The organism is Paenibacillus sp. CFBP 13594, from assembly GCF_014842675.1.
Lineage (GTDB): Bacteria > Bacillota > Bacilli > Paenibacillales > Paenibacillaceae > Paenibacillus > Paenibacillus amylolyticus_B.
In genome coordinates this window covers 484,959-507,263 of the sequence record NZ_JACYVQ010000006.1, presented here as the reverse complement: position 1 = coordinate 507,263, position 22,305 = coordinate 484,959, and the positions used below count along the sequence as shown (strand labels likewise).

Below are 22,305 nucleotides of genomic sequence, written 5' to 3'. Positions count from 1 at the left end.
TTATGCTTGTCTGGACAACCCGTTTGGTTATCCGTTAACGTAATGATAATCGCTACGCTTTCATGGAGGTGAGGGACATTCTGACTTTGCATGGTGGGAAAAATGACGATCCGTATCTGTTTTCAGTTCTCATACATTTGCCGGAAGCAGGTTGGCGTCATGCCGCAATATTTCTTGAACAAACCGCTGAAATAAGGCCTGTCCTCATAACCCAGCCTCTGGCAGATCTCTTGCACCTGTACACCTGCAACCAGCAACTCTTTTGCTTTTTCCATCCTCATCTTGGTAATATATTGAATCGGCGTTATGCCGGTTTCCTTTTTGAAGGCATTGGCAAAGTAACTTGGACTTAAATGCACGGATTGGGCACAGGCATGCAGCGTCAGATTTTCTGCAAGATTCAGACTGATATATTCCTGCGCTTTGCTAATCGCCTGTTTGACATCGGTGAGTCGTTTTTTGTCCATAATCTCACAACCCATACTGCTAAAATGCTTGATATATCCCCTCCAGCCCTCAAACGTCAAGGAACGCATCGCCTCAAGCACTGTCAGGTCGGCCTCCAGACGCAAGCGTTCCTCTGCTGTAATCTCATCACAAAAGGCACGGTAGATGGCAAAAGCCAATCCAGACAGCAAACGAATCATCGTGAGCGGCTCGGGAAAACCTTCGGAAACCTGCCATTCTTCGAGAATTTCATCAATGATGCGGTGACAGGTACTCTCATTACCACATTTGAGTGCGTAAAAAAGCTCTTTCTCCTTCTCCAAAGGATACACCGGAGCCACACAGGCCTGATTCTCCAGTTCAGCGTACTTGAGGATGCAATTTCCTTCACTGTAAAAACGATAGGATATCGCCTGATCTGCATGTGCGTAGGACGTCCAGACTTCCTGTGGTCTGCGGGCAATTGTACCAACACCAAGCGAGACTGTTTTTTTGCTGAATCGCTCCACATTTTGGCGGCATTGCTCCAGTAGCTCGGAGACATCTATGTGGCTTGGTGTGTTAAATATGGCTGCGAGCCGGTATCGGTTTTCCCGTAAAACAACGCCCTTGGTGTAGCGGTTTATGGTTTCTCCCATAATATTTTGGACCGCAAAAGGAACGATTTCGGCATCCAGATGCATCGTGTAACCATATCGCGTATATCCATCCACCTCGATGACCATGACGAGAAGATTGGATGAATCGAGATCAATATGCAGCTCGTTCCAGCGACTTTCATTCAGGAATCCCCCGATTTCATGACGCAACAAACCCAGTAGATAGCTGTGACGCTCGTACTGGCTGCTGCTCTCCACCTTCTGCTCCAACTGTTCCAACTGTTTGCACTGTGCCTGTTCTTCCTTAATCACCTGTCTTACCTTCAACACCGCACCGAGTATTTCTTCAGGGGTAAACGGTTTGAGCAAATAGTCGGATGCACCCAGCTTGATGGCCTCCTGTGCATATTGGAAATCCGAATAACCACTGATGAAAATAAATTTGGCTCGCAGTCCGGCATCCAATGCCCGCTTCATTAGCTCCAGCCCGCTCAACTTGGGCATCCGGATATCACTAATCACGATGTCGGGTTGCTGCTCCAGCAACAAGGACCAACCGCGCTCTCCATTATTCGCCGTGCCTACAATCCGAACCTGATGATCTTCCCACGGAATAGTTGAAGATATGCCCCTTACAACTGCCTGGATATCATCCATAACACACATCGTCAATTGGCCCATACTGCCCCTCCTCAGGTGATCGGAATCGTGATAACAACTGTTGTCCCTACATCTGTACTGCTATGAAATACAATCGAGGCCACATCCCCATAGTGCAGGCTTAATCTGCCATGGAGATTGGATAGGGCATAACCTTTGCGTCCCCCGTCAGGAGCCTCCTCAGCATAGATACTGGCTACATCCATACCACATCCATTGTCAGCCACCTCCAGCCGTAGTGTGTCACCCTGACGATCAATGCGGATCAGGATAACGCCCAAATCTTCTTTGTCATTGAATCCATGCAGGATGGAATTCTCGACCAAGGGCTGGAGCAATATTTTTAAAATATCGACAGCGTAACAAGACGGGTCACCCACCTCAATCCGATAAATGAACAGATCCTCATAACATTTTTGCTGAAGCTGCATGTATTGTTCGACATGTTTGATCTCCTGCTCCACACTGGTGATGTCTTTGCCATCATTCAGACCTAGACGGAATAACAAGGATAAGGAAACGATCATCTCACTTACATCCTTCTTCTCTCCGCTCTCACTTTTCCAGAACATCGTATTAAGCGTATTGTAGAGGAAATGAGGATCAACCTGCGCCTGAAGCGCCTTGACTTCAAACCGCCGTTTGTCTTGCTCCGTTGTCCGTACTTCTTCAAACAGAATCTGAATCTGGTCCAACATCCGATTGAAACGATGCCCTACGGCGCTGACTTCATCTTCATACTTGCTGCGAAACCGTACATCCAGATCATTGGACTCCACCTCAACCATTAGGCGTCGCAATTTGTTCAGTGGCTTCAGCAGAGCGGAGGCCAGCAGCCTGGACAACCCGAGTGCGAGTAAAATGCAAAACAACATAATCAGGATAATCAGCCAGCGTATCTTTTGTAGAGGAGACAACAAGTCAGCCTTGGACTGTACACTTACCATGACCCAATCCTCGTTCATCGACAATGCCGAATAGTTAACAAGCATGTCCTCTCCCTGATCGTTCCTGTAGATGAAATTCCCAGCATCGTCACGGCTAAACTGTTGGGTAAAGTCAGGCTCCATAATGAAATCGTAATTTCGGGACCTGGGCCGAATGACTTCATTTCCGTTTTTGTGCAGCAAAAACAGTTGAATCTGGTTATTCATGAGATCCTGCGTCAGAATGTCTCGCATCGCCTCTTCCTTCATATTGACGACCATATAGACATTGGAATAGGTATGATTATCGATCACAATGGGTTTGAGCAACAGAGATAACACATTTCCTCGGGATTGGAATAACTGACTCTGATGTGAACCAAACCACATCGTATTCCAGCCTTGCAGCTTCACGTAGCGTCCGTATTCCCTGTCGAACGAGTTATTGCGATTCGGAAAATCTTTGGTCGAGAAAAAATCACCGATGGGTGTTGTCAGATAAGCGGTATCAATCAGTGGCTCTACGAGCTTCAATTGCGCAAACGACGTTTGCAGCAGCGAGAGATTCTGATAATAATGAGATGTGTTATTTTTTCCCACGTCCTTCATGACCTGGGTGAACGTTTCATTAAGCATAAAAGAAAAAGAGGATACAACAATGTGCCTTAGATGTTCATCCATAACCTGCACTGATTTGTTCAGAATGCTTTGTTTCAGTTCAAGTGCATTCTGCTCAATGCTTCGTGCAGCAAAGAGATAAGAGCATATCCCGGTCACACTGATGCACAAGACTACAAGAAAAATGTACAACAGCTGTATTCTTTTTTTCAGGGACATTTTATAAAAGTCGAATATCATCGGCGCTCGCTCCTTGAACACGGCTTGGCCCGTCCGCTGTGAATTAAAATGAGTATAGCACAGTGGAATTACCCGTAAAACCGTTTCCATGATTGTGCTCACGCCTATCCTTTCACAGCTCCCAAGGTCACCTGCATGAATGATTTGTTGGCAAAAATATAAACGATGAGCAGCGGCAAAATGGACAGACAGGCTCCGGCCATCATCAGTTGGACCTCAGCCGCAGCTCCGATGCCATATCGCAGATTAGCCAGCCCAACCGGCAAAGTCTGCAAGTCCGGATTGCTCATGGTGAACACAAATGGAAGAATATATTCATTCCAAGAACTCTGGAATACACCCAGACCTGCAACGGCGAGTCCGGGCCGCAGGAGCGGAAGAATAATTCGCCAGTATGTGGTGAAAAAATTACAGCCATCAATCATCGCCGCTTCATCCAGTTCGCGCGGGATGCTCTTGAAGAATCCAATCAGAATAAAGTATGTGGCAGCGTGAGCGCTGATCAGTATAATAATAACGCCCCACAACGTGGTATTCAGCCCCAGCTTGACCATGAGGTCAAATTGCGGACGCAGCACAACTGCGCCTATGGAAATAAACAGAGTGGATGCCATGAGCAGGGTGTACCCCTTTTTCCCTTTGAAATTCACTCGATCCACAGCGTAGGCTGACATCGAAGCTACCAGCAACGTACCAACTGTTGTACTTATGCTAACAAACACGCTGTTCATCGTAAAACCCGAAAAATTGGCGGTTTTCCAAGCCTGAGCATAGTTGGAGAACTGCCAAATCTTCGGCCAGATGGTGGCTCCTCCGGTCAATTCCTGGTTTGTTTTGAAGGAACCGAGCAATACAAGTATGATGGGGAACAGCGACAGCAGAGCGATTGCGATCAAAAACAGCCAAAGTACCGTTCGCTTGGTCCAGCGAATGAGTTGGGGAGACCCTGAGGGAGCAAGTACGTTTTGAGTCATCATCGTTTCCTCCTGAATGGGATTAATAGACATCATTGAGCTTTTTGGATATCCGGAAATAAATGAGCGTCACAGCCCCTACGATGAGAGCCGTTGTGAAACCGACTGCACTGCCATATCCGAGCTGCTGGAGTGATTGTGTGTCAGCCGACACGGGAAACAACAGTTTGAACAAATACAGATACATCACCTCTGTTTTGCCATACGGTCCCCCTTCCGTCAGCACCATAATACTCTCGTAACCTTTCAGCGCCGTGGTAATTGCCAGCATGATGATCATCTGCAAGACAGGACCCAGCAACGGAATCGTTACATTCCGCAGTTTCTGAAACTCACTCGCTCCATCCAGCGATGCCGCCTCATATAACTCTTCAGGAATGCTCTGAAGACCCGCAATGAACAACAACATATAGTTGCCCACAGCCCCCCAGATGGCGATGATGATGGTTGTTAACATGGCATGTTCAGCCCCCAGCCAGCTAATGGATTCGGAGATCACATGATACTTAAGCAGCAATTGGTTCAATATTCCGTTATAAGAGTTGAAAATAATAAAAAATACAATCGCCATGACCGAAGCGCTAAAAATAGTGGGAAGATAATAGATCGCCCTAAAGAGGGATCGCCCTCTCCATTTACGATTCAGAATAATCGCCAGAGTTAACGATAGTGGAATTGTAACGACGAGTTTGCCCAGGGCATACACACCCGTGTTGCCTACAGAATCCCAGAATTGGCCGTCACGCAAAATTCGTCCAAAATTATCAAGCCCGATGAAGACAGGTGTCCCGATGCCTTGATAATCATAGAACATGTAACGCAGCGCCCATAACAGCGGATAGATCCCGAATACAACAGTTAAAAAAAGACTTGGAAAGATGAACATATAGGCATGTATTTTGGATGGTTTCACCAGAATCGAACCCCCTATAGCTTTTGAATGAAGTATAGAGGGAATATGAAGGAAAGCGGGATAGGGAAATCAACTTTCTACAGGGGAGAATGTGACTGCATGATCATACAAAAAAACCTGTATTCAACGAATTTCCGTTGAGTCTACAGGTTTATATCATGTGGTTCGTAATCTTAAATCTCTCAGTATACTTATACAGCGTAGAGGCTACTCTGCTTCATCATACAGACGCAGCAGTTCTGTAAAATCAGAGATGAGCACATCTGAGTCTGCAAGCTCCTCATCACGTCCGAACCCGGCATAGGCACAGCCGATGACCGCCTGACCGTTCATTTTACCCGCTTCCACATCAGAAGAGCGATCCCCTACCATCCATGCGTCCTGAATACGATGTTTCTCAAGCAGGATCTGCACCAGATTAATCTTGGAGGGAGTCTTGTATTGGCCTGCACTGTATACCCCTTCAAAGAAAGGCATAATCTCGTGTGCAAACGCCACACCCTTCACATAGTCCTCCAGCCCATTACTTGCGACAAAAAGACGCACTCCTTGTTGTTTTAATGCTTGCAGCGTTTCCTTCACACCCGGATACAATTGAGAACTTCCTTGATCAAGCCCCTCAATCTCCAGTTGAAGCAACAGTTCGTCTGCACGGCGATGTGCCGCTTCCGACGCCTCAGGCATAACCACTTTCCATATATCTTCGAGCAACATGCCCAAACTTCCCAGCATGCGTTCCTCGGGTGGAGTTTCTCCTTCAAAATGCCCTTCGGCACGCAATGTATCAAATAGTTGCTGGTAAGCTGGCAACAACAGGGTCTCTGTCTGGAATAGCGTACCATCCATGTCAAAAATCATCGCTTCCGGTTTGAGCAATATCTTCTCTTTAGTCATGTCCAATGTTCCTTTCGGATTGGGATATGTATGTGTAATTGGAATCGTTCCCTTCCCATGATAAACATAACGTTTGAACGTGTAAACCAACGATTGTAAACATCATTAACTCTAACCTTATACACAGTAGGCCAAACGTTATATAATAGTTAAACAAACTATATACAAAATAACTTTCTTTACGTATAATACTAAAAAATAGTGCTTTAGACACCTAATCTAAAGACCTACCATTATGACATTTCCGCTTTTTTCGACAACTACATATACCCCATAGAGAGGAATAACAAACATGAAAAAGCGTAAGACCTTTAAGATTTTTTATAAGATCGGATTAGGATATTTACTCGTACTGGCTGTACTGGCTGGTTGCATCCTGCTGATTCAGAACAGCACAAGTCAGCTCCAACGGGAACTGGATTTTCTGGTCGATCACGATATGAGGGTACATGCCCTCACCTATGAACTCGAAAGAAACATGGTAGATATGGAAACAGGTCAACGCGGTTACATCATCACGGGTCAGGACAATTATCTCGATCCCTACACCCAAGGAAAAGCGCAACTTATTACACTCAGAGATGAACTTGCTGCTTTAATTTCGGATAATCCGGCTCAACTTGCACTTTTGGAAGACATACATACTAATATGGAGAACTGGGTCCAGGTCGCTGGTGAACCTATGGTCGCCCTTCGCCAAGCCAATAATACACAGGCCATTCGAGATTTTTTCGCAGATGATCCAGGTAAAAGAGACATGGACCAGATTCGGACTGCTCTCGATACGTTTCGAACCAACGAGCATACGTTAACCGATAACCGTACAGAAGCACTGAAGCAAAAAAACACACTACTGAACTTGGAACTGTATGGGGCACTTATCGTTGTGGCCATTATCTCGTTCATTACTGCTTTGGTCCTGTCACGTGCCATTGTTAGAAACATTCGTACCGTAAAGCAGGCATTGAATGACATCGGTTCTTCCAATGGTGACCTGACACTGAGAATCGCTACGCCAATGAAAGACGAAACTCGTGAACTCGCGGAGGCAGCCAATACAATGCTCACTGGTTTGCAGCAAATGATGCTGGACGTTCAAAGCAATGCCATGATTCTGAGCACAGCTTCGGATCGATTGGATAAAGGGGTTGCCGATAGCCATCTTGCAGGAAAAGAAGTTGCCACTGCCATGGAACGCGTGGCTGAAGGCGCTGATGAACAGGTTGCTCTTACGCAAACCATGGTAGCTGCGATGCAGCAATCCCTCAATGGGCTTAATCGTGTCGCCTCCTCGGCAAGTGACGTGGCAGGCCGTGCAGTTCGTACCGAATCCATTGCTGTGGATGGGCAACAGCGCATTGATAATGCTGTAGGTAAAATGAGTTCCATTGAGCAATCCTTCCTCTCTGTACAGGAAGCCATTAATGAAATTTCGAAGATGTCTGATCAAGTGATCAACATTGCAGATTCAATGTCGGGTATTGCGAGACAAACCAATCTGCTTGCACTTAACGCTGGAATCGAAGCTGCCCGCGCTGGCGAAAATGGACGCGGCTTCGCTGTCGTTGCTGCGGAAATTCGTAATCTTGCAGACCAAAGTGCAACATCAGCCAAAGAGATTACAAGTATATTGGAAACCGTGGTAGCAGGTGTTCAAAGTACGGTGCAGGTGGTTGATGAGAGCACTCTACATGTGAATGAAGGGTTGCGGACCATTGAGGATGCAGGTAATGCTTTTTCAACCATTACTCAGCATATTCATAACCTCAGTGGTGAAGTTCTGGAGGTATCTACTGTTGTCGAGGAGTTAACTTCCGGTAGTGAGGCTGTGATGAGGTCAATCAATGAAGTATCGGCTGTTGTGGAAGATACTGCATCAGCTACAGAAGAAGTATCTGCGATGACGGAGGAACAACTTGCTTCTCTGCAGGAAATGTCTGACACGTCCAAGCAGTTGAATGAAATGTCCGATGCACTTGATCAGCTGGTTAAGCGATTCAAGCTTGCATAATCCGACTCAACCTAGTAATCGAGTATCTAAATAGCTGTATCATGAGCATATATCAAAGGAAAGAAGCATCGCAGACAGACTCACCCGAGCCTCTGCAATGCTTCTTTGTGTTAAGGAGAGCTGAATCAGGAAAAGGTGCACCGGGCACCTCATATGAAAAAACCTAAACACTCCTTTTCTTATCTCGATTGTTCCGTGTTCCGTAGCGCTTCCAGTATCAATTGTGCCTGATACCCATCGTTAAAATCATATATCTTAGCTGGTTTGCCCTGTATACGGGCAATAACATGTTTAAGAACCGGCAATTCACTGGCGGATTCAAGCACTTCTATTGGAGACAGTGGTTGCCCCACCAGACCCGTCTTCAAATCTTCCCAATTTTCCAGGGCAATCGTGCCTTCTGTGCCGTACACCACCATGGATACACGTTCTTCCCCCGCAAATTGAGAGATGCCATTTAACTGAATTCGAGTCCCGTCTTCCAGTTCCATTGCAGCCTGTACTTCTAGTTCACAGTCTCCATTCTCAGGATATTGAACCTGAGTGCTCACTACCCGGATGGCTCCAAACACCTTTTGAATCATATGAATCCAGTGAATCCCCACTTCAAGAATAAATCCACCCTGTTCCCGGCTCGTAATCCATGCATTCTGTTGCCATGATCGTGGCCACTGCGGGAATTGCAAAATGAGATCTATTTTGCGAATGGCCCCCACTGTACACTGCTCAATCATCTCTTGCAACTTCAGCACGGAAGGTTCATGCGGCATAGAGAAGTGGATGGCATGAACTACGCCCGCCTGCTCTGCTGCATCCAGCATCTTTTTGGCTTCTTCTACACTATTGGCAAGTGGTTTCTCGCAGAATACATGAATTTTGCGTTCCAGTGCTTCCATGACAACAGGGTAATGAAATTTAGGCGGAACTGCAATATACAGCAGATCAATCTGATGTTCATTCATCAATTGCTTGTAATCCGTATACGTCCTAACTCCCCGATGAGAAGCTGCAAAAGACGCCAAACCGTCCTCATTCGCATCACACACCGCTACAATCTCAATCTTTGTATCCATCTTTGTATTCTCGATTAGATGAACCATATGTAATCCCATTTTACCCAGCCCAATCAGAGCCATCTTGATGACTGTCATCCCATCCCCTCCCAATTCCTTTCCAGTATAGCAGAAAGCAAAGAATTGCGAATGCGATGCGTTGTTACGAAAAAAAATAAACCTCTAGCTTTCAAGTTGCTATTAGAGGCTGAAATTCTTCATTTACAGTCATCATTTTACATTATTTGTAATTCCGTTGCGATTGGGTAATTCGTTGCAGGGATATATAACCAATTATTTTCACTTTATCCAGCAACACTTAAAGCGTTACCAACTTAAGAATCAGGAATTCAGACTCATAAAAACAGGTTGACAAAAAACCACAAAAAAAGATACTCTTCCTAATAACAATGAATATTTCCTCTTACAACCTTAGACTGTAACTTGCATTCAATAAATGGAATATGCGTATGGTTCTAATAACCTATTTCATGAAGCGAGGTGTCCCGCATGAGAACAGTTGCGGACTATTTGGCAGAAACTCTGCGTAATCTAGGCGTTACTCATGTCTTTGGTATTATTGGTAAATCCATCTGTCCTGCTGTACTGAAAATGGTGGATTACGGATTAGAGTTCATTCCAGGCCGTCATGAATCCAGCTCAGGTTTTGCCGCATCCGGTTATGCATTACAGACAGGTAAACTCGGCGTTGCCTTTGCCACATCCGGTCCAGGCGGAACCAATCTGCTTACTGCAGCAGCCCATGCAAAGGCCAACAATCTGCCTGTACTGTTTATTACGGGTCATCAATCCATTCAGGAACTGGGGCTCCCCCAGTGTCAGGATTCTTCTTCCTATCTGGCTGATCTGGCCGAAATGTTCAGACCTGCTACACTATTCAGCAAACTGGTTGAGCGTGGAGATCACTTCGGCACACTGCTGAATCATGCCCTTTCCATTGCACTCGGCCCTAATAAAGGTCCGGTTCACCTCTGTATTCCTTTTGACGTACAGACTGAATTGTTATTCCAATGCCGGATTGTTATTCCCGAAACGGAACCTCTGTTTAGCGTATCTAATCTGAATCGCATTTTTCCTCTCATTCAACAATCCAACCGCCCTTTAATTATTGCTGGTAAAGGTGTAAGTCGCGCCAGAGCCCATGATGAATTGCTTCAATTGGCCGAATCGTTCAACATTCCCGTCATTACTACTCCTGGTGGAAAAGGAGCGATTGCGTGGGACCATCCCCTATACCATGGACCTTGTGGTGTTGGAGGTTTCCCGCATGCAGACGACATGTTGAACCAAAGTGACCTTTATATCGTACTCGGTTCACGTCTAAGTGACATGACCCTCTGCAATCTGAAGCCTGAACATCATCCGGTACACCTCATTCAATTTGACGCTGATCCTACATTTGTAGGCAAGATTCTGAGCGCTCAAACCTTACATATCACCGGTGATTTGAAGGACAACCTGCAATATTTGCTGGGCACATTAGAAGACCTCCCTACTCCTGTGAGAACCACTGCACCCATGGATTACACGGTCCCTTTACCAGATCTCCCCCAACTGTCTCTGGCTTCTGTGCTAGACGGAATGAGCGATCTGCTTCCGTACGATCATAAGCTGTTTGTTGATGATGGCAGCCATGGATTTCATGCGGTCCAGCGCTATAAAGTCAAGAAACCAGGCAGCTTTGTGTTTGACGCTTACTTTGCCTGCATGGGGAACGCCATTGGTATGGCGATAGGTGCAAAGGCCGCTTCACCTGAAGAGACCGTTGTATGTATCACCGGGGATGGATGTTTCATGATGCTTGGGACGGAGATCCATACCGCGGTATGCAACAATCTGAACGTCATCTTCATTGTTGTTAACAACAAACAACTGGACATGGCACTCAAAGGAATGGAAAAAACAACGGGCAGAATCGATGGTACTTTATACGAAGTTCCTATGGATGCAGCCAAATTCGCCGAATCTCTCGGTGCAGTTGCGTTTCGAGCAGAAACTCTTGCTGAGTTCTCATCTGCGCTGAACACAGCCCAGACGTTGAATCAGGTAACTGTTATTGAGCTTCTGACCGATCGAGATGAAATTCCACCCACGGCTCACCGCACCGTAACTTTGAATTAGGAGGAGCAGATCATGAGTGAACATGTAACTCAGGGACTAGACCGTTTCGCGAAGCTTTCTGGGGAGTACGGTGCAAGAGCCCTCGCCCCCATCAAAGAACATTTTCCCGAATTGTCGGAATTTATTATGGGGACGGCATACGGGGATATTTTTCAGCGCACCACGATTTCGGATCAATGGAAGGAAGTTGCTATCATCTCTTCGTTGATCACCCAAGGCCAGTATGAACAATTAGGGGTGCATTACACCATGGCTCTGAGCGTGGGAGTGACGGTGGATCAGCTCAAGGGAATATTGCTACATCTGGCACCATGTGTGGGTGCTCCACGCATTATAAGTGCATTTAATATTTTGCTTGTCACCTTGGACGAAATACAGTAATTCACTTTTCTACATTTTTATACATGATTCGACTTTTTTATTGATCTTTTTACATTCCTACCTTTATAATATGGTTAAATTATCCTTCGAACCAGCTCTCATCTTAGAAGCTTTCAGCAGAGGCCCTATGGGGCTGTGTATCCATTAGCAGGATAGCCTTAACTCATTTAAAGGAGAGAGATCAAACATGGGAAATTTCATTCTGAAGACTGACGTTCCAAACAAGGTGTTAAACATTGAACTGGAGGGTTCTTTCTCTCAAGAAGACGGTTTGCGTTCCATCTCGGCCTATCAGGATACGATCGCTTCTATTAACACCAAGGAGTATGACCTGAACATCGATTGCAAAAAGTTGAATGTTACTGCTCCGGAGATTGTTCCTCTTCTGGAAGGCTGCCTTCAATTGTTCAAAAAAGATGAATATAAAAAAGTCGTGTTGACCCTCGAGAACAACGCGATTCTAAAAATGCAATTGTCCCGGCTCGGCCGGTCAGTCGGTCTGGACAATCTCGAAATCATATCTACCGTTACCACTTAATAAACCAGGCGGACAAGCTGTGTATTCACCCTTCCGCTCAAGAGGAGAATGAAGATGGCCGGAATTCGTATTGTAGATATCGATATCTATCATCCAGCAACCAAGGTGCACAATGATTTTTATATTGAACATTTTGATGCAAGAGGTGTAGATATTCGTGGATTGTTACAGGCACTTGGTCGTGATACACGTTATAAAATTGACAACGATGACGAAAATTCACTAAGCATGGCCTATGAGGCAACCAGTAATCTACTGGAGAAAACCGGACTCACCGGTGCAGATATTGATCTGATTGCTTATGCAAGCCAAACGCCAGAATACATCTTTCCTACGAATTCCCTGATGATCCATCGCCTGATTAACGGAGCTTCTCACACGATCTGTATTGACAGTAACGCGAACTGTGCAGGCATGACCGCTGCTTTCGAACAGGTTAGCCGGCAGATGCTGGGCAATCCTCGAATTCGCCGGGCATTAATCATCGGCTCCGATTACGTGGCTCCTCATGCCAGTCCAGATGATCCCGTATACTTTGCCAATTTCGGTGATGCAGCAGCGGCGGTTATTGTAGAGCGGGATGAACATGCTGTCGGTTTCATTGATTCCATCTATCAGACGGATACCTGTGTGTATGGTAATTCTCTTTTTCCTGCAGAAGGCTTGGCGAAATTGGGCAAAACAGGTGTAGATGCGGGTGCCTTTCATGTGAAATTCATCCCATTTGATGATTCCATCTGTGTGGATGCCGCTTCCGAGTCCATTCGTACTTTGCTGACACGTAACGAGATTGGACCAGACGAGATCAAAGCCGCCTGCTTCTCCCAGCTATCTATTAGTAACATTCGCGCAGTATCCGAGAACGTCGGCATCGGTGATGACATTGCTGTCTATATCGGAGATGAGTTCGGATATACCTCAACCAGCAGTCCGTTCATTGCCTTGCATCGAGCGGTTACAAACGGGCAGATTCAGCGTGGTGACAAAGTGTTATTCTGGACCGTCGGAGCCGGATGGCAAAATGTTGCCATGGTGGTTGAATACTAGTTATACACTTCAAAATCCAATAAAACCATCTCTGGTACCACTACTGGGGATGGTTTTTTGTCTCTCCATTTTCCACCTATTACGTTCATTTAAGATTTATTACCTTTTATTGTGAAAATAGTCACTTACATATTATTACACAAAAGATATGATTTAGTAGTAATTAACATCCATAAAAGGAGATGTTTATGTTCAAGTACGATCTACCATTATCCTGAGTTGCTGCATTCGACGTAGTTAAAAATTCATTGCTAGTTATTCAACACACATTCCATTTGAGAGAGGAGTTTTTAGATTGAAGATAAGAAAATCGCTAACTTCATTATTATCCTTAGCTTTGTTATTAACTCCATTCAATCTTGTATTCGCAGATGGTAATATGGACACGATCACCATGAACAACGAACTAAAAAAAAGTATCGAAGTCAATATCGATTCATCAATCACAGGAAATGAGCGAGAAGTCATTGCTGACGTGATGGCCCGGCTCGACGAAGAAGATCGAGAAAATGTCATCTATGTCGCAGAAGACGGTGTCATTTACTCTAACAAGTCGGAACTTAAAGAGACGACAGAAGTATATGATCTGGTTGAGAACAATATCTATGAAAGTGCATCCGGAAAAGAACTTGTCGGTCCTGGAGTACCCACGAATGATTTTTCAGCATCTGCCGTTAAAGATGACACACAAATTTCGCCCGCTGCCGAAGTACCTAATCCAAGCGGAGGTTCCGGTCCTTATCGAAGAGTTTTCTCAAATAATGGATACAACTGGTTAAGTACGTATGTAACCATCCCAGGTGCCCCTTACGTAAAAGGTAATGTTTCGACAGATGTTCCTTATGTATACTTGGGAGGTTGGGGATCTAACGGAAATGGGATAGATGCAGGTTTACAATACAGCACAGCCTTTGATAATTGGTCCCCCACGACGCTAGCAAATGGATCGATGGTTCCGAGTAATACTCGCTATCGTTCAAATCAGGACATCTATATGAAATTTTATGTGACTAATCCCAATGAATGTACGTTGGCAGTATCAGGAATCACAACGACTGGCGAACAACTAACAACGACGATTGTAAGAAGCGGGGTAAGTGGCTGGGATAAAAGCGGTATAGGGATGAGAGTAAAACGAATGACCACCATTGGTCAAAAACCCGAGAATATGAACACAGGTTCAACCATTAAAAATGTGCGCTGGCACGATATCACTGTAGGCTACTATTCAGGAAGCAATCTGATATATAGCAGCTGGGGCAGTGGACAAACCGGAGGATATCACTCTGTGCCTTCCAATAAAGTAAGTGTTAATTATGTAAGCCCTGGTGAAGAAACCGTCAGCATACAACTGTAGTATCTATTTAATTGATGTAGTATTTATTTAACTAAAAAAGATGTTCTGAATAAAAAGTAGCAGTTTCAAGATTATTCAATCTTGAGAACTGCTACTTTTAAAACTTTTATAAAATCGTTGTTATAAGAATCTGAAGACGAAGTTTAATCTACCATTTCTGATTATCTGTAAACGGTCCCATCGTATCTAGCAGCAACAATTCCATCCACCGTATGATAACTAACCAACACCAAGGTGCCTACATAACCGTCTGGCGTTTTATAGTCCGTAAGATATTTTGGTACTCCAAAACCTACAGGGTAATAATGAACCACAGTAAAAGGTTTACTTTCAAGCATAGGAGTTACTACGTCTGATACACTTGTACTGGTATTCGGTTGGATAGTTGCCGCAGACACGCCTCCACTTGAAATGGAAGTGGTCAGAATAAAGGAACATGCAGTCAACATAAGAACTTTACTAAGTCTCAAAATGATCATCTCCTTAATAGAGTTTTTAACTACAATTTCAGTGTATAATATGTCAGTGTATTTAACAACAATATTTGTAAATTATATTATTATATGTAATTTAATCTTAAAAATTTTTTATTTAATTTTATTATCTTTTCATACAAAAAAGCAGCCCTACTGGACTGCTGAACTTCTGCCTCTATATCAAATATTCAGAAAATTTTCTTCGTATCCCGATCGTCTTTCAGAATCTCCACAGCCTCCCGGAAACGTAAGGAATGCACGATCTCCCGTTCCCGCAGAAACTTCAGACTATCCTGCAGATCTACGTCATCGGTCAGATCGATTAACCATTGATATGTAGCCCGGGCTTTCTCTTCTGCCGCAATATCCTCGTACAAATCCGCAATAGGATCACCCTTCGAAGCAATGTATGCTGCAGTAAAAGGTACACCTGAGGAATTCGTGTAAAATAAAGCAGAATCGCGCTGAGCATAGTTAGGCCCGAGGCCCGCTTCTTCTAGTTGCTCCACTGACGCGTCCTTTGTTAACTTGTAGATCATGGTGGCAATCATCTCAAGGTGAGCAAACTCCTCCGTGCCTATGTCGTTCAGCAGCCCGATAATCTTGTCTGGAATTGTATACCGCTGGTTCAAATACCGCAGAGCTGCTGCCAACTCACCATCCGCTCCTCCATATTGTTCAGCCAGCAATTTTGCCATATGAGGATCACATTTGCTAACCCGAACAGGATACTGCAATTTTTTCTCATACACCCACATGCAGAGCCCTCCTTTTTGAATCAAATCAATCTTGCTGGCATATTCCCCGAGTCCCCGGCGTGGCAATTTTGCACGGAAACCCGAGGAGATTGTTTCACACTTGCCATGGCCACGGTGTCTGTGACCATTCCCATGGATATTTGGAGAATGCATGACCAAAGTTCATCAGCGGTCCGTACAATTGTTGAAATTCATGTGCAACTCTCATGCGCTCCTGACTGAATTTGTTGTACTGTTCAATACTCTGAAAATCCCCCGGATGGGTGTCCAGATACAGATTCAGCTCAACTAATACAAAGTCCAGTGCCTGGAGCTCCTCTAACAGCTCATAATACCTTGCATCACAGGCTTTGGGCACTTCAGGCTCCATCCGATTCCACCTTCCTCCCTTTCGATCTTGCTGGTGTATAAGGGCTGTATAATGCAGGCCACAACGTTCCAATTCTTAAGGCTTCTGCCGGGCTGTACTGCGGCCAACCCATAGGTTGAAATGGAATAAATAATTGCGGAGGAACCAGATACGTTCGAATTTTTACGGGTGGACAAGGATCAAACGGTCCCACAAACGGGACATAAGCACGAAGCTGCGGATCTTTCATAGAACTACGCTCCTTTCTCAAGGTTTACTTGTATGCAACATACATTTCAAACGATTGTTTCCCGTCTCTATATCCATATGTTTCTGTTCCGTAAGTTAATCCCCTTTTAGCTGACACATCAAAAAAAACCTCTGAAAATCCACCACAGAGGCGGTACTTTCAGAGGTCTATTTATTGTGATGACTGATCTTCCGAATTCATGTCTTGAGGAACAGATTGCTTGAACACTCGAACCCGAGTAATCCGCAAACGAGAAGACTCTTCCACTTCAAAGACGTATCCATTCAGCTCCCGAGTTTTGCCCTTGGCTGGACTACCTCCAAGCTCTTTAAAAAGCCATCCGCCAATGGTATCCACTTCTTCATCCTCAATGATGGCTCCGGTCCACTTATGAACTTCTTCAATAAGCGAACGACCATCAATGGAAAAGGAATCTCCACTGCGTTCCATATGCGGACGCTCATCCTCAAACTCGTCATACAAGTCTCCAACGATCTCTTCCAGAATTTCTTCCGCAGTCAGCAATCCAGCTGTGCCGCCATATTCATCCACAACCAGCGTCATCTGAGAATGTTTCTTCTGCATCAGACGCAGCACATGGCTGATTTCCATGGATTCAGGAACGTTTAAGATTGGACGGACGAGTAAAGCCAGATCATGTTGTTGCTCCGGTTTAGCCAGCAACAGATCGGTGATGTGTATAAATCCAATGATCTCATCCTTGTCTTCTACTGCTACGGGATACCGGGAATGTTTGGTTGCATTAATGATCTCCAGGTTCTCTTCCAAAGACATATGTGTGTACAGACAATCCATGTCTGTGCGTGGCAGCATGACTTCACGTGCCAACATATCGGAGAAATCAAAGATATTGTCCATCAGTTTGATCTCATCTTTATCGATGACACCACTTTTAGCACTCTGCTTCATCAGAATACGAAGTTCATCTTCCGAGTGAGCTTCGCCTTCACTGGCAGGTTCGATACCCGCCAGACGCAGCAATGCATTGGCCGATACATTCAGTACCCAGATGAACGGGAAGAAGATTTTGTAGAACAACAGCAAAGGCGCAGATAAAAACAATGCCACTCCGTCTGTTTTTTGAATAGCTAACGATTTAGGTGCAAGCTCACCCAACACAATATGCAGAAACGTAATGATACAGAAACCGATAATGACCGACACGGTCGAAATAAGCCCTGTATCTCCTACACCAAGTTTAAACATGAGTGGCTCAACGAGCAATTCGGAGATGGCCGGTTCTCCCAGCCACCCGAGTCCAAGCGATGTCAGCGTAATCCCGAACTGAGTTGCCGATAGATAGGAATCCAGTTTACTATTCACCTTCAGTGCATAACCAGCCAAACGGTTTCCTTCACTCTGCAATTGAGTTAAACGTGTTTGCCTTACTTTCACAAGGGAAAATTCCGCTGCAACAAATACGCCATTCAAAAATACGAGCAAAAAGACACAGACCAGATTAAATACCAGCTGTCCAAGATGAAATTCGGTATGAATATCCAAGTTGAAACTCCCCTTTTCTATCTATTTCAGGAATACACCTGGAATATCAACGTGTGATTGCCTTTCTCGATTTGAAATCTACACCCTTGTAATACATATCTGCCACTAGCAGGTTTGGTCCGCAACAGGATGCAATATCGCAATGGCAATTGACCGTTTGATTCAACGGATGTTCAGCTGACCATTCATGGAACACTTCATCCAGTTTACGATCACGAATGTTGCCAAACGCCGGGATATCCGCAAAATCCGTCACATACACATTACCCGTGAACATGTTAACGTTAACGCGGTTGCGTCCGTCCGGATCGTTACGTACCGTCACATTTGGTTCGCTGTATAAACGGTTGATCAGTTCCCGATCCTGCTCTGCTGCACTGCACGCGAAGAATGGCAGGGTCCCGAATAACATCCACATATCTTTGTCACGCACATCAAGCAAACGATGAATCGCTGCTCTCATATGATCCAGTGATAACACGGGCAGTGACGAAGCAAAGTTCGAATTATACATCGGATGCACTTCATGACGAACACAGCCCATCTCACGAATCAATTGGTGAATACCATCCAGCTTGTCGTGTGTACGGAAGTTAATCATCGACTCCGCAGAGATAAACATGCCTGCTTCACTCAGTTTGCGTGAATTTTCAATCATTTTCTCATACATCTTCACCGCGACTTCACGTTTCACAGGTCTGCCACTATTCGCAAATCCAACTTGATGGAAATCGTCAGCATTCAGATAGTTGAATGAGATATGCATAACGTCCAGATAAGGTAAAAGTTGCTCATATCGACTGATATCCAGCGTTAAATTCGAATTGATCTGGGAACGAATTCCACGTTCCTTGGCATATTTGAGCAGCGGGATAATCATCTCATCCACTGTTTTCTGGCTAAAGCTTGGCTCGCCACCCGTCAGACTAATCGTCTGCAGATGCTCCACTTCATCCAACCGTTTCAGCATCAGAGGGAGCGGAAGAGCCGGCGCCTCACGCATCGTAAGCATATCTCCCACGGCACAATGCTCACATCTCATATTACACAGATGTGTCACGGTCATTTCTACACTGGTCAGCACATGGCGTCCATATGTACGCAAAGAGCCGATCGGATCCCATGGATCATTCGTTGGCGATAAAGGCATCGGTTGTACCGATCCTGAGTTTAGCATGGTCATTGTTCTTCACCTTATTCCTTTTATTAACCTAAAAAGTTTTATTTACATCATACCTTGTGTTTCTCTTTTTGGAGTTATCTTTTATCATAGCACAATTTTGAATGCTCCGGCATACGCAGACCCTGTCCATTACATGACAAAAAACGCTCAGGCAACTCTGGACCGAGTTACGAAACGGTCCGGATATTACGACATGAGCGCTAATCATCTTTCAAGTTGTTCAGCTTTCCACCTGTTCACTTTGAGCCGCTGAAGGTGTATCCTCCACACCCTCTACACCTGTGATCATCACAGACAGTGCTGTAGACAGGTTAATTTCGTAGGGCGAAGATAAGGTCTGGCCGTCGGCATCCTTGAGCACCCGGATAAGTGGACGTTGAGGAACACGTGGATGAATCGCTGCGACCACCCCGACCTCTCCCGTACTGAGCGTGACCGATAGACCCACGGGGTAGATCGCTACACAATCCCTGAATCTCTCCAGCATTCGTTGTTCATAAAGCGTTCCTGAGCCCGTATACAGCACCTCTACGGCCTGATGTGGCAGCAAGGCTTGCTTGTAGACTCGATTCGTTGTCATGGCATCATACGAATCAGCAAGAGCAATCCATTTGGCATACTCATGAATCTCTTTATCCTTTAGCCCAAAGGGATATCCACTGCCATCAATTCGTTCATGGTGCTGCAATGCACAATGCGCGGATAGAAGCGGTATACCTGGTTCATCTTTGAGAATACGGTGTCCATATGTAGTGTGCTGCTGAATGATTTTGAATTCCTCGTCACTCAATCTGGAAGGTTTATGCAAAATTTCTGGTGCAATCTGTGTTTTGCCGATATCATGCAACAAAGCGCCCAGACCAATCTCCATTAATTGCTGGCGTGTATAACCCGAAGCGACACCAAGAACCAGCGTGTACACACATACATTCAGAGAATGGTTATATAGGTCAAAATCACTGGAGTTCATGTCCATCAGCATAATCATGGCTTCCTTTTGGCTGCCGATGTCCTCCAGAATCGCATTCATCACACCACTAAGCGCTTTACCGAAATGAGGAATCCGATTCTTCGTTTTCATTCCCGACATGCTCTGAAATTGCTGTTTGATCTCGACCAGTGCTTTCCTTCGGGTCTCTTCCTGCAACATTTCAGGAACGATGATGTCCTCTGTCGCAGCATCTTTAATATACACATAACCGACTCCGAGATCCTTAAGGCGTCCAATCAATCGATTGGTTAGCTCTACATCTTCACTAAGTAATACAAGGCCTTCTTCACTATAAATACGTTTCCCCAGCTTCATGCCAGGCTGCAATAAGTTTATATGTACTAAACGCACAGCCTATCCTCTCCCGCTCCGTAGATGTAATTACCACTAGCCGCCGCTTCAGCAGAAGGCAAGTACTTTAAATTTAGCTTTGATGCCAGCGGGCTCGCAGGCTGTCGTCCAGAGCCCCTGGTCGTTTTATTTCCGTTTCCAGCAAATCGCGTATGAATTCCGGAAGATGATAGAGCGTACGGGTTCCATGAGCAAGAGGGGGATACCCCACATTGAACGTAAACATGTCCAGTGTCCCAACGATATACTCACATTGTTCGTCCATAGGCTCCCCATTGATGGATATGGCCTGGATCTTCTCATAGGCTGGCGCATCTGGATTGTATTGAACTTCCATTCCGTCCATACATAACGTGCCTAGAATATGACCACGAAAACCAAATCCCACAATGGGCTTACCTGAAAACTCGTCCAACAAGGACTGCTCAAGTGCTTCACGAATATGACTTCCACTCAAGCATATTGTACAAGCATTTATAGGAGATGGACATAGGGAATGCAACATTCCTTTTGTAATATTACCTTGTGGAAGATCTCCGAGAAGCTGACCTGCATTCACCAGAGACAGCTGTGCCCCCGTGAAATGACGTACAGCTTGTGCAAGCAAGGTTGCAAACGGGGATTCCCGGTCATACGTGATGGGCAGCACCCGATCCGTTATCACTGCCGTCTGATTGAGTGTCCTTTCAGCCTCCGTACGATTCGTAGCGATTGCCAGCGCGACCTGATCATCCAGTAATATACTCTTGGCAGCCATACAACCGCTACTTACCAGTTGGAGAGGTTCTCCCACACTTGTTCGTTCCAGAACCACTTTCCCAAGCCATTGACCAAATTTCCCGGCTGCGCCCAGCACGGTCTGACCAATGACTAAGGGTTCTTCGAGAACATGATGGGTATGTCCACCGAGAATAACATCAATTCCAGTAATCTGCTCTGCCAGTCTCCGATCTGTCGAAAGCCCCAGATGTGAAAGAACAACCACTACATCCACTTCATCACGTAATGCTTCCACTTGAGCTCTTAGTGACTCCACAGGGTCCAGAACATCCCACCCAAGCAGTTCATAAAACGTGGTAAAAGGGGCAGTTGCCCCCAGCAGACCAACGCGAAATGGACCTTTCTCCATAATCAGAGAAGGTTTCATCCACACTGGCGGAAGGCCAGTATCTTGCTCCACAACATTGCCGCATACCACAGGACACAGAAGTCCAGCGTATAACTGTGAGAGCTGATCTGGCGTAAAGGTTAGCCCTTCGTTGTTACCGATTGTAATGGCATCGTAGCCCGTCAGGTTAATAACATCAACATTAGCCGTCCCCAGCGTCCCTTCTGTCTCAACGGCCATCCGGTCCATATGATCGCCGATATCCACTACAAGGAAGTTGCCACCCAGGTCACGTTCCTCATTGATCATAGCGGCGATGGTGCTCATGGAGCCGAAGTGGCTATGAATGTCGTTGGTGTGCAGAATCGTTAACGTTTGCTTCTCCCTGGTGCTCATCACACCGCCTCCCCTGCTCTTCAATAAACGTTCATTCTTCTAATGGATAAGCATAACATTTTCCGCGTCGTTATGATATATTTATAGGGTTTAGAGATCAAAAAGAGGTGAGTCATATCT

General features: G+C 45.3%; 20 protein-coding genes. 6 read left to right on the top strand and 14 right to left on the bottom strand.

Annotated features, from left to right (window positions below; genetic code table 11):
• Positions 1 to 122: 122 nt before the first annotated feature.
• The 5 genes from IFU39_RS21575 to IFU39_RS21555 form a co-directional block, all read right to left on the bottom strand.
• Entirely contained in the window at positions 123 to 1,727 is a 1,605-nt protein-coding gene (locus tag IFU39_RS21575; protein WP_105598052.1) for a helix-turn-helix domain-containing protein, read from the bottom strand.
• Positions 1,728 to 1,738: 11 nt separating this feature from the next.
• Positions 1,739 to 3,592 (bottom strand): sensor histidine kinase, encoded by a 1,854-nt coding sequence (locus IFU39_RS21570; protein ID WP_258170211.1) that lies wholly within the window; start codon positions 3,590 to 3,592, stop codon positions 1,739 to 1,741.
• A 2-nt stretch (positions 3,593 to 3,594) separates the two neighbouring features.
• The gene (locus IFU39_RS21565) at positions 3,595 to 4,464 is read right to left on the bottom strand and encodes a carbohydrate ABC transporter permease (protein ID WP_076327005.1); all 870 of its coding nucleotides are present in this window, start codon (positions 4,462 to 4,464) and stop codon (positions 3,595 to 3,597) included.
• 22 nt (positions 4,465 to 4,486) lie between these two features.
• Entirely contained in the window at positions 4,487 to 5,377 is an 891-nt protein-coding gene (locus IFU39_RS21560) for a carbohydrate ABC transporter permease (RefSeq protein WP_091014599.1), read from the bottom strand.
• Between the two features lie 207 nt (positions 5,378 to 5,584).
• On the bottom strand, positions 5,585 to 6,271 hold the full coding sequence (locus tag IFU39_RS21555; RefSeq protein WP_105598451.1) for an HAD family hydrolase: 687 nt from the start codon (positions 6,269 to 6,271) through the stop codon (positions 5,585 to 5,587).
• A 292-nt stretch (positions 6,272 to 6,563) separates the two neighbouring features.
• On the opposite strand from IFU39_RS21555, the gene IFU39_RS21550 reads away from it, so the two are divergent.
• A complete protein-coding gene (locus tag IFU39_RS21550; protein WP_105598050.1) occupies positions 6,564 to 8,282 on the top strand; it encodes a methyl-accepting chemotaxis protein in 1,719 nt (572 codons plus the stop codon).
• Positions 8,283 to 8,461: 179 nt separating this feature from the next.
• Here the strand turns inward: IFU39_RS21550 and IFU39_RS21545 are convergent, their stop codons facing one another.
• Entirely contained in the window at positions 8,462 to 9,433 is a 972-nt protein-coding gene (locus IFU39_RS21545; RefSeq protein WP_105598049.1) for a Gfo/Idh/MocA family protein, read from the bottom strand.
• 411 nt (positions 9,434 to 9,844) lie between these two features.
• On the opposite strand from IFU39_RS21545, the gene IFU39_RS21540 reads away from it, so the two are divergent.
• The 5 genes from IFU39_RS21540 to IFU39_RS21520 all read left to right on the top strand — a co-directional run bounded on the left by IFU39_RS21540 (position 9,845) and on the right by IFU39_RS21520 (position 14,799).
• Positions 9,845 to 11,476 carry a thiamine pyrophosphate-binding protein gene (locus IFU39_RS21540; RefSeq protein WP_105598048.1) on the top strand — a complete coding sequence of 544 codons (1,632 nt, stop codon included), beginning with the start codon at positions 9,845 to 9,847 and terminating at the stop codon, positions 11,474 to 11,476.
• Positions 11,477 to 11,488: 12 nt separating this feature from the next.
• Complete coding sequence (locus IFU39_RS21535; protein ID WP_192134759.1) at positions 11,489 to 11,857, top strand: carboxymuconolactone decarboxylase family protein; 369 nt, start codon at positions 11,489 to 11,491, stop codon at positions 11,855 to 11,857.
• 187 nt (positions 11,858 to 12,044) lie between these two features.
• The gene (locus tag IFU39_RS21530; RefSeq protein ID WP_036609902.1) at positions 12,045 to 12,395 is read left to right on the top strand and encodes a hypothetical protein; all 351 of its coding nucleotides are present in this window, start codon (positions 12,045 to 12,047) and stop codon (positions 12,393 to 12,395) included.
• A gap of 54 nt (positions 12,396 to 12,449) precedes the next feature.
• Positions 12,450 to 13,442 (top strand): 3-oxoacyl-[acyl-carrier-protein] synthase III C-terminal domain-containing protein, encoded by a 993-nt coding sequence (locus IFU39_RS21525; protein ID WP_192134756.1) that lies wholly within the window; start codon positions 12,450 to 12,452, stop codon positions 13,440 to 13,442.
• A gap of 295 nt (positions 13,443 to 13,737) precedes the next feature.
• Complete coding sequence (locus IFU39_RS21520) at positions 13,738 to 14,799, top strand: YrpD family protein (protein WP_192134754.1); 1,062 nt, start codon at positions 13,738 to 13,740, stop codon at positions 14,797 to 14,799.
• Positions 14,800 to 14,960: 161 nt separating this feature from the next.
• Here the strand turns inward: IFU39_RS21520 and IFU39_RS21515 are convergent, their stop codons facing one another.
• The 8 genes from IFU39_RS21515 to IFU39_RS21480 all read right to left on the bottom strand — a co-directional run bounded on the left by IFU39_RS21515 (position 14,961) and on the right by IFU39_RS21480 (position 22,185).
• A complete protein-coding gene (locus IFU39_RS21515; protein WP_105598047.1) occupies positions 14,961 to 15,269 on the bottom strand; it encodes a hypothetical protein in 309 nt (102 codons plus the stop codon).
• Positions 15,270 to 15,463: 194 nt separating this feature from the next.
• A complete protein-coding gene (locus IFU39_RS21510; RefSeq protein WP_091014606.1) occupies positions 15,464 to 16,033 on the bottom strand; it encodes a manganese catalase family protein in 570 nt (189 codons plus the stop codon).
• 94 nt (positions 16,034 to 16,127) lie between these two features.
• Positions 16,128 to 16,403: a spore coat protein CotJB gene (locus tag IFU39_RS21505; protein ID WP_091014607.1), complete on the bottom strand. Its 276-nt coding sequence runs from the start codon at positions 16,401 to 16,403 to the stop codon at positions 16,128 to 16,130.
• Positions 16,393 to 16,632, bottom strand: coding sequence for a spore coat associated protein CotJA (locus IFU39_RS21500; RefSeq protein ID WP_091014608.1), 240 nt, complete (start codon positions 16,630 to 16,632; stop codon positions 16,393 to 16,395). Before IFU39_RS21500 ends, IFU39_RS21505 begins: the two co-directional genes overlap by 11 nt.
• 171 nt (positions 16,633 to 16,803) lie before the next feature.
• A complete protein-coding gene (locus IFU39_RS21495; protein ID WP_192134752.1) occupies positions 16,804 to 18,156 on the bottom strand; it encodes a hemolysin family protein in 1,353 nt (450 codons plus the stop codon).
• Positions 18,157 to 18,202: 46 nt separating this feature from the next.
• Complete coding sequence (gene yfkAB / locus IFU39_RS21490; RefSeq protein WP_091014610.1) at positions 18,203 to 19,339, bottom strand: radical SAM/CxCxxxxC motif protein YfkAB; 1,137 nt, start codon at positions 19,337 to 19,339, stop codon at positions 18,203 to 18,205.
• Positions 19,340 to 19,559: 220 nt separating this feature from the next.
• Entirely contained in the window at positions 19,560 to 20,681 is a 1,122-nt protein-coding gene (locus IFU39_RS21485) for an HD domain-containing phosphohydrolase (RefSeq protein WP_192134750.1), read from the bottom strand.
• 73 nt (positions 20,682 to 20,754) lie between these two features.
• Positions 20,755 to 22,185 (bottom strand): bifunctional metallophosphatase/5'-nucleotidase, encoded by a 1,431-nt coding sequence (locus IFU39_RS21480; RefSeq protein ID WP_105598044.1) that lies wholly within the window; start codon positions 22,183 to 22,185, stop codon positions 20,755 to 20,757.
• Between the last annotated feature and the right edge of the window lie 120 nt (positions 22,186 to 22,305).

Bases quoted from the DNA above. Each gene is read 5' to 3' on its own strand.
- IFU39_RS21510 (WP_091014606.1), bottom strand. From the start codon at position 16,033: ATGTGGGTGTATGAGAAAAAATTGCAGTATCCTGTTCGGGTTAGCAAA.
- IFU39_RS21575 (WP_105598052.1), bottom strand. From the start codon at position 1,727: ATGGGCCAATTGACGATGTGTGTTATGGATGATATCCAGGCAGTTGTA.
- IFU39_RS21500 (WP_091014608.1), bottom strand. From the start codon at position 16,632: ATGAAAGATCCGCAGCTTCGTGCTTATGTCCCGTTTGTGGGACCGTTT.
- IFU39_RS21505 (WP_091014607.1), bottom strand. From the start codon at position 16,403: ATGGAGCCTGAAGTGCCCAAAGCCTGTGATGCAAGGTATTATGAGCTG.
- yfkAB (WP_091014610.1), bottom strand. From the start codon at position 19,339: ATGACCATGCTAAACTCAGGATCGGTACAACCGATGCCTTTATCGCCA.
- IFU39_RS21545 (WP_105598049.1), bottom strand. From the start codon at position 9,433: ATGACAGTCATCAAGATGGCTCTGATTGGGCTGGGTAAAATGGGATTA.
- IFU39_RS21530 (WP_036609902.1), top strand. From the start codon at position 12,045: ATGGGAAATTTCATTCTGAAGACTGACGTTCCAAACAAGGTGTTAAAC.
- IFU39_RS21535 (WP_192134759.1), top strand. From the start codon at position 11,489: ATGAGTGAACATGTAACTCAGGGACTAGACCGTTTCGCGAAGCTTTCT.
- IFU39_RS21555 (WP_105598451.1), bottom strand. From the start codon at position 6,271: ATGACTAAAGAGAAGATATTGCTCAAACCGGAAGCGATGATTTTTGAC.
- IFU39_RS21550 (WP_105598050.1), top strand. From the start codon at position 6,564: ATGAAAAAGCGTAAGACCTTTAAGATTTTTTATAAGATCGGATTAGGA.
- IFU39_RS21480 (WP_105598044.1), bottom strand. From the start codon at position 22,185: ATGAGCACCAGGGAGAAGCAAACGTTAACGATTCTGCACACCAACGAC.
- IFU39_RS21565 (WP_076327005.1), bottom strand. From the start codon at position 4,464: ATGACTCAAAACGTACTTGCTCCCTCAGGGTCTCCCCAACTCATTCGC.
- IFU39_RS21525 (WP_192134756.1), top strand. From the start codon at position 12,450: ATGGCCGGAATTCGTATTGTAGATATCGATATCTATCATCCAGCAACC.
- IFU39_RS21540 (WP_105598048.1), top strand. From the start codon at position 9,845: ATGAGAACAGTTGCGGACTATTTGGCAGAAACTCTGCGTAATCTAGGC.